Genomic DNA, 12886 nt, shown 5'->3' with positions numbered 1-12886 from the left:
CTCCGCAGGCCCTGTGGATAACTTGTGGAAACTTCGGCCTTCGGATGCCTTCGCCATCCCCTGCCTGTGGATAACCGACATTGTCGACCGAATGCCCCACACCCCGGTATCCCGCGGATTCCTCAGGGATTCCACATGTGACACGCATGTAGTTTCCTACTCTCGGCTGATATCCACCGAGTTATCCACAGAATCCACAGTTGTTAACACCGTTAAGAGAAATCCATCAGGACAGGGCTCATCCGATGACCAGACGGATGTGGACGAACGGACGTCGTCGACCCGATCCCGGTGGTGGAGGGCTCGCCACCTGCGGCTAGCATGGGATCGCCTGCAGTGCGTCCACTGCAGCGAGCCGAGGCAACGAGGGAGCGCCCGTGAGGTTCCAGGTCAACCGCGATGTGTTCAGCGAGGCTGTGTCCTTCGTCGTCAAGCTGCTTCCGCAGCGCAATCCGCAGCCGATCCTCGCCGGCGTGCTCATCGAGGCCTCCGGTGACGGACTGACCCTGTCGGCATTCGACTACGAGGCATCCGCCCGCACGACGATCGAGGCGACCGTCGACGAACCCGGCACGATCCTCGTGCACGGCCGGCTGCTCTCGGACATCGCCAGCCGCCTGCCCAACGCCCCGATCGAGATCGCCGTCGAGGAAGACGGCGGTGTGGCCGTCACGTGCGGATCCGCCCGCTTCACCCTCGCTTCCATGCCTGTCGAGGAATATCCCTCGATCCCCGAGGTCACGGGTTCCACCGGTGTCGTTCCCGCCGAGGAGTTCGCGACCGCGATCGCGCAGGTCGCGTTCGCCGCGTCCCGCGACGATGTCACCCCGGTGCTCACGGGTGTGCAGCTCGAGGTCGCGGATCACAACCTCAGCCTGGTCGCCACCGACCGCTACCGGGTGTCGCTGCGCGACGTGCCCTGGGACGGTGAGGTCGCCGAGCAGTCCGCTCTGGTTCCGGCGCGCACGCTGACCGAGGTCGGCAAGACGTTCGCGCACGCCGGCACCATCTCGGTCGCCTTCTCGGGAGCCGGAGACCGCGAGATCATCGCCTTCACCGCCGGCAACAAGACCGTCACGTCGCTGCTGATCAAGGGCAATTTCCCGCCCGTGCGCCGGCTGTTCCCCGAGCAGACGGATCACTACGCGGTCGTCAACACGGCGGAGCTGATCGAGGCCGTCCGACGTGTCGCGCTGGTGCTCGACCGCTCGGCGCCCCTGCGATTCACCTTCGGTCCCGACGGCGTGACGATGGATGCCTCGGGCAGCGAGCAGGCGCGGGCATCCGAGTCGGTCGATGCGCACCTCAACGGGGGCGACGAGGTGACCCTCGGTCTGAACCCGCAGTACCTGCTCGAGGCGCTCGGCGCGGTCAAGAGCGAGTTCACCCGCGTGACCTTCACCTCGAGCGACAACGCGAACAAGCTCAGCCCGGTGCTGATCACCAGCCAGACGTCGGTGGATCAGGCCGGACTGGACTCGTTCAAGTACCTGCTGCAGCCGAACCTGCTGCTGCGGTGATCGCGGGCATCGGCTCTCCGGGGTCGATGTCGGGGCCCGAAGGTAGGCTGAAGCGGTGATTGTGGAGCACCTGAACCTGGTCGATTTCCGCAACTACGCGACCGCCGAGCTGGCCCTCCACCGCGGTCCGAACGTGCTGGTGGGCAGCAACGGCCAGGGAAAGACGAATCTCGCCGAGGCGATCGTCTTCCTCGCCACGCTGGGCTCGCACCGGGTGTCCTCGGACGCGCCCCTGGTGAGGGACACGAAGGACTTCGCCGTCATCCGGGCACGTCTGGCGCATGGTGAGCGCAATGTGCTCGTCGAGGTGCAGCTGAACCGGCAGGGATCGAACAGGGCGCGCATCAACGGCTCCCCCTCGAAGATCAACGAGCTCCCCCGCTATGCGCACGTGGTCCTCTTCGCTCCGGAAGACCTCCAGATCGTCAGAGGCGACCCGTCGTCGCGCCGCAGATTCGCCGATCAGATGCTCATCCAGCGCACGCCTCGCATGGCAGGTGTGATCGCCGACTACGAACGGGTGCTCCGTCAGCGCACGGCGCTGCTGAAGTCGGCGCGCGCCCGAGGAGTGCGCGGAGAGGGACTGTCGACCCTCGACGTGTGGGACGACAAGCTCGTGGCCCTGGGGTCGGAGATCATCCATGCCCGGCTGCAGCTCGCCGCCGACCTGCAGGGGCCGGTGACCGACGCCTACACGGCGATCGCGGGCGCCGACCATCGACCGCAGCTCGACTGGGCGCTGTCGGTGCGCGGCGCGGATCCGGAGGAGGGATCCGATGACGCGGGCGATGCGGACGTCGATCCCCGCGGCGAGATCGCCGAGCAGTTCCGGTCGGCGCTGCAGGCCAAGCGGGCCAAGGAGATCGAACGCGGTCTGACCCTCGTCGGTCCGCACCGTGACGACCTGATCCTGCGGGTGCGCGACCTGCCGGTGAAGGGGTACGCGTCGCACGGTGAATCCTGGTCGGTCGCGCTGGCCCTGCGACTGGCATCCGCCGAGCTGCTGCGCACCGAGTCGCCGGCCGGCGACCCGGTGCTCATCCTCGACGACGTGTTCGCCGAGCTCGACGCCGACCGGCGACAGCGTCTGGCGATGCTGACGGCCGGATACGAGCAGGTCATCGTCACCGCGGCGGTCGAGGCGGACATCCCCGAGCCGCTGCACCGCCATGTCGTGCGGATCAGCGCCGGCACGATCAGCGACGATCGGGGGGATCCGGATGCCTGATCCGCAGCCTCCCGAGACGATCGCGACCTACCTGCGTCTGCGCGGACTCAAGCCGAGCGCGAAGAACTGGAAGCGCAAGAAGCGCATCGAGGTCGACGACGACAACGCCCCGTTCACCAAGGGGCGCGATCCCGGCACCCTCGGTGATGTGCTGGCGAAGCTGACGAAGGATTCGGGGTGGGAGAAGACCCTCGCCGCCGAGGACCTGGTCAGACAGTGGGCCGAGCTCGCCGGCGCCGACACGGCGAAGCACTCCGAACCTGTTTCGCTCGAGCGCGGGGTGCTCACCGTGAAGTGCGATTCGACGGCGTGGGCGAAGAACCTGCAGTTCATGCGGGCGGTCATCATGACCGAGATCGGAAATCGGTATCCGGACGCCGGCGTGCAGAACATCCGGTTCATCGGTCCGGACGTCCCGTCGTGGAAGTGGGGTCCGCGGGTTGTGCCCGGACGGGGTCCACGCGACACCTACGGGTAGGACACCACGCCCGCACCTTCACGCGCTCAGAAGCGATCACACGGCGTTTGAGGCGCATTCCGACCTGCGGAACCCGTTAGAATGGGTGAGTACTTTCGATGTGGAGAACCATTTCTGATGACGCCTGAAGACAACGCCGACGACGCTTCGACGAGCGCACCGATCGAGAACAGTTCCGCGAAGGTCTCCGGCGACTACGGGGCCGACCAGATCCAGATCCTCGAGGGGCTCGAGGCCGTCCGCAAACGCCCTGGCATGTACATCGGCTCCACCGGCCCGCGCGGTCTCCATCACCTGGTGTACGAGATCGTCGACAACTCGGTCGACGAGGCTCTGGCCGGCCATGCCGACAACATCGAGGTCACCATCCTCGAAGACGGCGCGGTGCGCGTGGTCGACAACGGCCGAGGCATCCCGGTCGATCCGCACTCCTCCGATCCCGACAAGTCGACGGTCGAGGTCGTGCTCACGATCCTGCACGCCGGTGGAAAGTTCGGCGGCGGCGCGTACGCCGTCTCGGGTGGTCTGCACGGCGTGGGTTCGTCGGTGGTCAACGCGCTCTCCACGCGATTCGATGTCGAGGTCAGACAGAAGGGCTTCGTCTGGCGGCACCGTTTCGCCGAGGGCGGGGTTCCGCAGCAGAAGCTGGAGAAGGGCGAGGCGACCGACGAGACCGGCACGACCATCACCTTCTGGCCGGACCCCGCGATCTTCACCGAGACGGTCGACTTCGACTATGACACGCTGCGCACCCGGTTCCAGCAGATGGCGTTCCTGAACAAGGGACTGCGGATCGCTCTGCGCGACGAGCGTCCGGCATCTGCCGTCGAAGACGAGGTCGACGGCACCGTGGTCACCCGTCAGCCCGGCGAGGTGTTCCTGTACGAGCGCGGCCTGGTCGACTACGTCGAGTACCTCAACAAGGTGCGCAAGGCCGAGGTCGTCAACGAGGAGATCATCGCCTTCGAGTCCGAGGACACCGAGCGCAAGATCTCGCTCGAGCTCGCGATGCAGTGGACCACGTCGTACACCGAGAACGTGTTCACCTACGCCAACACGATCAACACCCACGAGGGCGGCACGCACGAGGAGGGCTTCCGCGCCGCGCTGACCAGCCTCGTCAACCGCTACGCCCGTGCGAACAACCTGCTCAAGGAGAAGGACGAGAACCTCTCCGGAGACGACGTCCGCGAGGGCCTCACCGCGGTGATCTCGATCAAGCTGGGCGAGCCGCAGTTCGAGGGCCAGACCAAGACCAAGCTCGGCAACACCGAGGCGAAGGCGTTCACGCAGAAGATCGTGAACGACCAGCTCGGCGACTGGTTCGACCGCAACCCGCAGCAGGCGAAGAACGTCATCCGCAAGGCGATCGATGCCGCGACCGCGCGTCTGGCCGCACGCAAGGCCCGCGAGACCGCTCGCCGGAAGAGCGTGTTCGAGTCGGCCGCGATGCCCGACAAGCTGAAGGACTGCACGAGCAAGGACCCCTCGATCAGCGAGATCTTCCTCGTCGAGGGCGACTCGGCAGGCGGCTCGGCTGTGCAGGGACGCGATCCGCACACCCAGGCGATCCTGGCGCTGCGCGGCAAGATCCTCAACGTCGAGCGCGCGCGGCTCGACAAGGCGCTCGGCAACCGCGAGGTCCAGGCGATGATCCAGGCCTTCGGCACCGGGATCGGCGAGGACTTCGACATCGAGAAGGCCCGCTATCACAAGATCGTGCTGATGGCGGATGCCGATGTCGACGGTCAGCACATCACGACCCTGCTGCTCACGCTGCTGTTCCGCTACATGCGCGGACTCATCGAAGCCGGTTTCGTGTATCTCGCGATGCCCCCCCTGTACCGCCTGAAGTGGTCGAACGCTCCGCACGAGTACGTGTACTCCGATGCCGAGCGCGATGCGCTGCTCGCGCACGGCGCCGAGAACGGCAAGCGCCTGCCGAAGGATGCCGGTGTGCAGCGCTACAAGGGTCTGGGCGAGATGAACGCCAAGGAGCTGTGGGAGACGACGATGGATCACACCACGCGCACCCTCCGCCAGATCACCATCGACGACGCCGCCGCGGCGGACGAGATCTTCAGCGTGCTGATGGGCGAGGACGTCGAGTCGCGGCGCACCTTCATCCAGCGCAACGCCAAGGACGTCCGCTTCCTCGACATCTGATAGCGCGTTTCGTCTCGCTGCGCTCGCTCAACGACCGGTATTGAAAGAACACACATGACTGACGAAGAACGCCCCGACATCACCGCGAGCCACGAGCACGGCCGCATCAACCAGGTCGACCTGCAGTCCGAGATGCAGCGGTCGTACCTCGACTACGCGATGGCGGTCATCGTCGGTCGTGCGCTGCCCGACGTGCGCGACGGCCTCAAGCCCGTGCACCGCCGCGTGCTGTACGGCATGTACGACGGCGGATTCCGCCCCGACAAGTCGTTCTCGAAGTGCGCGCGCGTCGTCGGCGAGGTCATGGGTCAGTACCACCCGCACGGTGACACGGCGATCTACGACACCCTCGTGCGTCTCGTGCAGCCGTGGTCGCTGCGCTACCCGCTCGCGCTCGGTCAGGGCAACTTCGGCTCCCCCGGCAACATGGGCGCCGCCGCTCCGCGCTACACCGAGACGAAGATGGCCCCCCTCGCGCTCGAGATGGTGCGCGACATCGAAGAGGACACGGTCGACTTCTCGCCGAACTACGACGGCCAGACCCAGGAGCCCGACGTCCTGCCGGCGCGGTTCCCGAACCTGCTCGTCAACGGCTCGATCGGCATCGCGGTCGGCATGGCGACGAACATCCCGCCGCACAACCTGCGCGAGGTGGCGGCTGCCGCGCTGTGGGCGCTCGAGAACCCGCAGCTCCCCCGCGAGGAGCTGCTCGAGGGGCTCATCCAGCGCGTCCCCGGCCCCGACTTCCCGACGGGCGCGCAGATCCTCGGCACCAAGGGTATCCACGAGGCGTACCGCACCGGCCGCGGCTCGATCACCATGCGCGCGATCGTCGAGGTCGAGGAGATCCAGGGCCGCACCTGCCTCGTCATCACCGAGCTGCCGTACCAGGTCAACCCCGACAACCTCGCGGTGAAGATCGGCGACCTGGCCCGTGACGGCAAGATCACCGGCATCGCCGACATCCGCGACGAGTCCTCCGACCGCACGGGTCAGCGCCTCGTCATCGTGCTCAAGCGCGACGCGGTCGCGAAGGTCGTGCTGAACAACCTCTACAAGCACACCCAGCTGCAGGAGAACTTCGGCGCGAACATGCTCGCGATCGTCGACGGCGTGCCGCGCACGCTCGGTCTCGACGGGTTCATCACGCACTGGCTCGACCACCAGCTCGACGTCATCGTCCGCCGCACGGCCTTCCGGCTTCGCAAGGCGCAGGCGCGCATGCACATCCTGCAGGGCTACCTCAAGGCGCTCGATGCGCTCGACGAGGTCATCGCCCTGATCCGCCGCTCCCCCACCGTCGACGAAGCGCGCGAGGGCCTGAAGAGGCTGCTCGACATCGACGACGACCAGGCCGAGGCGATCCTGCAGATGCAGCTGCGCCGCCTCGCCGCCCTCGAGCGCCAGAAGATCATCGACGAGGCCACCGAGCTCGAGGCGAAGATCGCCGACTACAAGGAGATCATCGCGACCGAATCTCGTCAGCGCGACATCGTGCGCCGCGAGCTCACCGAGATCGTCGACCGCTTCGGCGACGAGCGCCGCACGCACATCCTGCACGGGTTCGACGGCGACATGTCGATGGAGGACCTCATCCCCGTCGAGGAGATGGTCGTCACCGTCACCCGCGAGGGATACATCAAGCGCACGCGCAGCGACAACTACCGCTCGCAGCATCGCGGTGGCAAGGGCGTGAAGGGCGCGCAGCTGCGCGCCGACGACCTCGTCGAGCACTTCTTCGTCACCACGACCCACCACTGGCTGCTGTTCTTCACCGACAAGGGTCGCGTCTACCGCACCAAGACCTACGAGGTGCCCGAGGCCGGCCGTGACGCGAAGGGGCAGCACGTCGCGAACCTGCTCGCCCTGCAGCCCGACGAGAAGATCGCGCAAGTGCTCGCCATCAGCGACTACCAGGCGAAGGACTACCTGGTGCTCGCCACTCGCAGCGGTCTGGTGAAGAAGACCCGCCTCGGCGACTACGACACCAACCGGCAGGGCGGCGTCATCGCCATCCGGCTGCGCGAGACCGACGAGCTGGTCAGCGCCGAGCTGGTCAACTCCGATGACGACATCCTGCTCATCAGCGCGAAGGGCATGTCGGTGCGCTTCCACGCCACCGACGAGGCGCTGCGTCCGATGGGCCGTGCCACCGAGGGCGTGCGCGGCATGAAGTTCAAGGACGACCACGACAGCCTGCTCTCGGCATCCGTCGTCCACGACGACTCGTTCGTGTTCACCGTCACCGACGGGGGGTACGCGAAGCGCACGTCGGTCTCCGAGTACAAGGTGCAGAAGCGCGGCGGAACGGGCATCAAGGTCGCGAAGCTGAGCGACGAACGAGGTGTTCTCGCGGGTGGGCTCATCGTCTCGGAGGACGACGAGGTCTTGGTGGTTCTCTCCAGCGGCAAGGTGGTACGCTCTGCCGTGGCCGAGGTGCCGGCGAAGGGTCGGGACACGATGGGAGTCGTGTTCGCCCGCATGACCGGTGACGATCGCATCCTCGCCGTGGCCCGCAACAGCGAGCGCGGTATAGAGGAAGACGACGAGTCTCTCGGCGAGATCGAGGTCTCCGAGCCCGCCACGTCACCCGCTGACACCCCCGAAGCCTGATCCGAAGAGAGCACCGATAGATGAGTACAGTCGCTGACAAGCTGGCGAAGAAGTCCACGCGCAAGACCGGGGGCAAGCAGGTGCGCCTGCGTCTGGTCTACGTCGACTTCTGGTCGGCCGTGAAGCTGTCGTTCCTCGGAGCGGTGGCGCTGGCGATCGTGACCATGGTGTCGTTCTTCCTCGTCTACCTCGTGCTGCAGGCGACGAACGTCATCGCGCAGGTCGGCAAGATCCTCGACACCCTCACCGACGGAGCCATCGATCTGTCCAGCCTGATCGGGCTCCCGCAGATCATGGCCTTCGGCGCGGTCGTCTCGATCCTGAACCTCATCGTGTTCACCGTGCTCGGCGCGGTCGTCGCGGGAATCTACAACCTGGCGGTGAAGGTCACCGGCGGACTGCTCGTCGGGTTCATGTCGAACTGATCTTTCCGCAAAGAGGACCCCCGGCCCGTCGTGGCCGGGGGTCTTTTTCCATCTAGGGCTCTCCCCTCCCGAGCGGTCGCACTCGCGCGATCACACCACGCCGGTGGTCCCGAGCAGGGTGCCGATCAGCCAGGTGACGAGCAGGGCGACCGCGCCGCCGATGACGAGTCGCACGGATGCCCGCGTCGCCGACGCACCGCCCACCCGCGCGGAGATCAGGCCGGTGGCGGCCAGGGCGAGAAGCACGGCCGCGAAGGTGACGGGCACCCGCCACGCGGGCGGCGGCAGCAGGATGGCCAGGAGCGGAAGCAGCGCTCCGATCGTGAACGAGATCGCCGATGAGAGCGCCGCGTGCCACGGGTTCACCAGATCGTGCTGGTCGATGCCGAGCTCGACTTCGAGGTGAGCGGAGAGGGCGTCGTGCTCGGTGAGCTCGATCGCCACCTGCTGCGCGGTCTGCTCGCTGAGCCCGCGCTGCCGATACAGCCCGGCGAGCTCGGCCAGCTCCTCCTCCGGCATGGTGCGCAATTCCTCGCGCTCCTTCTCGATCAGCGCGCGCTCGGTGTCGCGCTGGCTGCTCACCGACACGTACTCCCCCAGCGCCATCGAGATGGCACCGCCCACCAGGCCGGCGAGTCCTGCGACGAGCAGCGCCGAATTGTCGGTGGTCGCGCCGGCGACGCCGACGACGAGTGAGGCGACCGACACGATCCCGTCGTTGGCGCCGAGCACCCCGGCGCGCAGCCAGTTCAGTCGCTGACCTGTTCCACCCGTGTGCGGTTCGTCGCCGTGCGTTGCTTCAGTTGCGCTCATGCAGTCAGTGAACCACGTCGCGTCCGGATGGCGGGTAGGGAAAACCCGAACCCGGATCTCCGGCTGGCTCCGTGTCGGGATGCTCAGGGGAACCGTAGCTTTGAGTCATGACCACGAACCCGACTCCCCCGGTGCCGCCCCGCCCTGAGTCCGCGCACATCGCGCCCCCACCGGCGCCAGTTCCGGCGGCTCCTCCGAGAGCGGATGCCCCGCGGCCCCCGCTGCGCGTCGTCCTGACCGTGCTCGAGCTCGCGGCGCTGGGCGCCATCGGCTCGGCAGCACTCGCCGCGCTGAGCGCGGTGCTCGGAGTCGGACTGGCGCTGCTGTTCGTCTTCGGCGTCGGCCTGCTCTTCCTCGTCGGTGTCGTCTACGCGCTCTACGGCGTGGCATGGTTCGAGATCCGGCGCGTCGGAAGCCTCTACAGCGCCGACGTTCCCGACCTGCGATGGCGCGAGCGCGCGAGGCCCGGCTTCGGCGGCTGGCTGCGCACCCTCGCCCGGCAGTCGGTGGACGGGCGCATGTGGCGCACGATTCTCCACTTCCTTCTCGCGTGCATCCTCGGCACGATCGTGCTTCGGGTGTTCTGGGGCATGGTGTGGTCGGTCTTCTTCGCCTTCGCACCGCTGTCATCCGAGGGCAGCGTCGCCGGGCCGTTCGGCAGCTACCTCGCGGTCGAATGGGCCCCGCTGATCGGGATCGTCGGAGTCATCGTCGGCGGCGCGGGGATCATCGCCCTGGCTCTGCTGCATCGTGTGCTGAGTCGCGCGCTCGTCATCCCCAGTCGCGAGGCCGAGCTCACCGCCCAGGTGCGCACCACCACGGCCCAGCGCGCCGGCGCGGTGCGGGCGGCCGAGCTCGAGCGCACCCGCATCGAACGCGACCTGCACGACGGCGTCCAGCCGCGACTGGTGTCGGTGGGCATGACGCTGGGGCTCGCCAAGCAGAAGATCGAGGCCGATCCGGCAGCGGCGAAGGAGCTGATCGACGAGGCGCACACCTCGACCAAGGCGGCGATCACCGAACTGCGACAGCTCGCCAGGGGCATCCACACCTCCGTGCTCGACGATCGCGGCCTCGACGCCGCGCTCTCGGCCCTGGCCGGCCGATCCCACATCCCGGTGCACCTCGATGTGCGCATCGACCCGTCGGCGACGGGTGCGGGCGCCGCATGCCGCGACGCCGAGGCCGCCGTGTACTTCGCGATCGCCGAATCGCTGACCAATGCGGCGAAGCACTCCAGGGCCAGCGAATGCCGCGTCGTGGTGCGCAGCCGCGACGGCGGACTGTGGGCCCGGGTCGAGGACAACGGCATGGGAGGCGCGCAGGTGCAGCCCGGTGGGGGGCTCGACGGCATCACCAACCGGGTGCTCGCCGCCGGCGGCACCTTCCGTCTCGACAGCCCGACCGGCGGTCCGACCAGCCTGGAGGTGAGCGTGCCATGCGCATCCTGATCTGTGAGGACTCGGTTCTTCTTCGCGAAGGGCTCGTCCGCCTGCTCGACGATGCCGGACACGAGGTGGTCGCGGCGCTGCCCGACACGACCGGGCTGATGGATGCCGTGACCGCATCCGCGCCCGACCTGGCGATCCTCGACGTCCGCTTGCCGCCCACGTTCTCCGATGAGGGGATCTGCGCAGCGCTCGCCATCCGAGCCGCTCAGCCCGCGCTGCCCATCCTCGTGCTGTCGCAGTACGTCGAGGAGCGCTACGCCAGCGATCTCATCGCCGCCCAGAGCGGGCAGACGCACGGCGGCGCCCTCGGCTATCTGCTCAAGGATCGGGTGGCGGACGTCGCCGAGTTCGTCGAGTCGGTCGAGAGGATCGCGGCCGGCGGCACGGTGCTCGACCCTGAGGTGGTCGCGCAGCTGCTCAGTCGGCGCAACCGCGACGAGCGGATGCTGCGACTGACCGAGCGGGAGCGCACGGTGCTCGCGCTGATCGCCGAGGGCAGATCGAACAGCACGATCGCCGGGATGCTGTTCCTCAGCGAAGCGAGTGTCGAGAAGCACATCACCGCGATCTTCCAGAAACTCGGGTTGGAGCCCGAAGACGGCAACCGGCGAGTGCTGGCCGCACTCGCCCACATCGAGAACCACGGCTCGGCAGACGCCGGCCGCAACGACCAGGGAGGGCTGCGATGAGCGGCACGAAGAAGAGCATCGGCGCGATCACGGTGGTGATCGCCGCAGTCGGCGGAGTCGTGCTGCTCGGCTCAGCGGCATCCGCAGCCGTGACCGGCTTGCAGCAGATGGGCCCGCAGTCGGGGCAGCTGACCGCGGATGTCGGCGGCGTGAGCTCGATGGACGTCGAGGTGGGCGGGGCGGACATGCGCATCGTGTTCGACGACGTCGACGACGCCGAGCTTCGGGTCGAGGGTGCGTCGACCGGCGGGTGGACCCTGCGAGCCGATGACGGCCGGCTCGAGGTCCGCGGCCCCGATCGCGGGTTCGGCTGGTGGAGTCCGGACTGGCTGCGCGGCGATGAGCGGGTGACACTCGTGCTGCCGCTCGATCTGAAGGGCGTGGATGCCGAGCTGACGCTGCACGCCGGGCAGCTCGACGTCACGGGTGAGTTCGCCGATCTCGCGGTCGACGTGAACGCCGGATCGCTCGCGATGACCGGTGATGCTCGCACCATCGACATCGAGCTGAACGCCGGGCGGGCGGACGTGGAGCTGCGGGGCGTGGAGCAGGCCCAGTACCGGATCAGCGCGGGTCGGGTGGTATCGGCACTCACCACCGTGCCCGACAGTGTCGACTTCTCGGTGTCGGCCGGCGCACTCGATCTCACCCTGCCCGATCAGGAGTACGACCTGCGCCGCGAGGTGAGTGCCGGATCGCTGGACAGCAGCCTCGATCAGAGCAGTGACAGCAGGCACCGGATCACGGGCAGCGTCTCGGCCGGGTCCGCCACTCTGCGACCCGGCGGCACCGGGGAGTGAGGTCGAAACGCCCGGCCGGCGCGCTGGCCGGTCTCGATTCGCTTTTGCGCAGGATTATCCGGTAAAGTCTTGGAGGTTGACGGGGCTATAGCTCAGGCGGTTAGAGCGCTTCACTGATAATGAAGAGGTCCCAGGTTCAAGTCCTGGTAGCCCCACCGAAGACGACGAAGAAGGCCCCGCTCCGGCGGGGCCTTCTTCGTTCGTTCACAGGTCAGGACCGCGCACGATGCGGACAGGCCCGCGGGCATCGGCGATGCGCACCGGCTCACCCTTCTGGGTGACGATGACCTGCCCTTCGTCCGCGAGCCGAGCGGTGACGCGCCGCACGTCATCCATGATCGATCGCCACGAGTGCGCACCGACCGTGCGAGCGACATCACTCGGGCAGATCGAGGACCCCTGCCGCTTGCGCACGAGCGCGCGCACGGCCGCGGCGATCCGCTCGTCGAAGTCGGCTCCGGATCGCTCGTCCCACCATGGCGCCCCCCTCTCACCGAGCGCGGTCTTCGCGTCGTGTACGCGCCGCCGAGCGTCGCTCTCCCCCGTCTTCACGGCGCGCCGAGCGGACATGAGCTCCTCGACCAGCTCCTGACGGAAGGACTCGGGTATCGCGGGGTCCGTCGCCCGCCACCGTCTCCCGTCGATGATGACGTGGTGGCCATCGTCTGTTCTGTGCGGATCCATGTCGCCACCATCCGCCTCG

General features: G+C 67.7%; 11 protein-coding genes and 1 tRNA gene. 10 read left to right on the top strand and 2 right to left on the bottom strand.

Going from position 1 to position 12886, the window contains the following annotated elements; translation table 11 throughout:
* Positions 1-377: 377 nt before the first annotated feature.
* From dnaN to H9633_RS05650, 6 genes are all read left to right on the top strand, one after another.
* Positions 378-1520: a DNA polymerase III subunit beta gene (dnaN, locus tag H9633_RS05675; protein ID WP_071641287.1), complete on the top strand. Its 1143-nt coding sequence runs from the start codon at positions 378-380 to the stop codon at positions 1518-1520.
* A gap of 55 nt (positions 1521-1575) precedes the next feature.
* A complete protein-coding gene (recF, locus tag H9633_RS05670) occupies positions 1576-2748 on the top strand; it encodes a DNA replication/repair protein RecF (protein ID WP_191712404.1) in 1173 nt (390 codons plus the stop codon).
* Complete coding sequence (locus H9633_RS05665) at positions 2741-3226, top strand: DUF721 domain-containing protein (RefSeq protein ID WP_071641291.1); 486 nt, start codon at positions 2741-2743, stop codon at positions 3224-3226. Before recF ends, H9633_RS05665 begins: the two co-directional genes overlap by 8 nt.
* Before the next feature lie 117 nt (positions 3227-3343).
* On the top strand, positions 3344-5392 hold the full coding sequence (gene gyrB / locus H9633_RS05660; protein ID WP_071641293.1) for a DNA topoisomerase (ATP-hydrolyzing) subunit B: 2049 nt from the start codon (positions 3344-3346) through the stop codon (positions 5390-5392).
* A 54-nt stretch (positions 5393-5446) separates the two neighbouring features.
* On the top strand, positions 5447-8005 hold the full coding sequence (gene gyrA / locus H9633_RS05655) for a DNA gyrase subunit A (protein ID WP_191712403.1): 2559 nt from the start codon (positions 5447-5449) through the stop codon (positions 8003-8005).
* A gap of 20 nt (positions 8006-8025) precedes the next feature.
* A complete protein-coding gene (locus tag H9633_RS05650) occupies positions 8026-8430 on the top strand; it encodes a DUF3566 domain-containing protein (RefSeq protein ID WP_191712402.1) in 405 nt (134 codons plus the stop codon).
* Positions 8431-8520: 90 nt separating this feature from the next.
* Here the strand turns inward: H9633_RS05650 and H9633_RS05645 are convergent, their stop codons facing one another.
* Positions 8521-9243 carry a VIT1/CCC1 transporter family protein gene (locus H9633_RS05645; RefSeq protein ID WP_071641298.1) on the bottom strand — a complete coding sequence of 241 codons (723 nt, stop codon included), beginning with the start codon at positions 9241-9243 and terminating at the stop codon, positions 8521-8523.
* Positions 9244-9350: 107 nt separating this feature from the next.
* Between H9633_RS05645 and H9633_RS05640 the strand changes: the two genes are divergently transcribed.
* The 4 genes from H9633_RS05640 (at position 9351) to H9633_RS05625 (ending at position 12338) form a co-directional block, all read left to right on the top strand.
* Positions 9351-10694, top strand: coding sequence for a sensor histidine kinase (locus H9633_RS05640; protein ID WP_083428603.1), 1344 nt, complete (start codon positions 9351-9353; stop codon positions 10692-10694).
* Positions 10682-11383: a LuxR C-terminal-related transcriptional regulator gene (locus H9633_RS05635; RefSeq protein ID WP_191712401.1), complete on the top strand. Its 702-nt coding sequence runs from the start codon at positions 10682-10684 to the stop codon at positions 11381-11383. Before H9633_RS05640 ends, H9633_RS05635 begins: the two co-directional genes overlap by 13 nt.
* Positions 11380-12183: a DUF4097 family beta strand repeat-containing protein gene (locus H9633_RS05630; RefSeq protein WP_191712400.1), complete on the top strand. Its 804-nt coding sequence runs from the start codon at positions 11380-11382 to the stop codon at positions 12181-12183. Before H9633_RS05635 ends, H9633_RS05630 begins: the two co-directional genes overlap by 4 nt.
* 81 nt (positions 12184-12264) lie before the next feature.
* Positions 12265-12338 (top strand) — tRNA-Ile (locus H9633_RS05625).
* 49 nt (positions 12339-12387) lie between these two features.
* Here H9633_RS05625 and H9633_RS05620 read toward each other — a convergent pair.
* Complete coding sequence (locus tag H9633_RS05620) at positions 12388-12867, bottom strand: DUF3253 domain-containing protein (protein WP_191712399.1); 480 nt, start codon at positions 12865-12867, stop codon at positions 12388-12390.
* Positions 12868-12886 lie beyond the last annotated feature (19 nt).

The sequence above is a fragment of the Microbacterium commune genome, assembly GCF_014836945.1.
In the GTDB taxonomy this organism is placed as follows: domain Bacteria; phylum Actinomycetota; class Actinomycetes; order Actinomycetales; family Microbacteriaceae; genus Microbacterium; species Microbacterium commune.
Note: the sequence above shows the minus strand (reverse complement) of the source record. Positions and strands in the feature narration are given on the sequence as shown.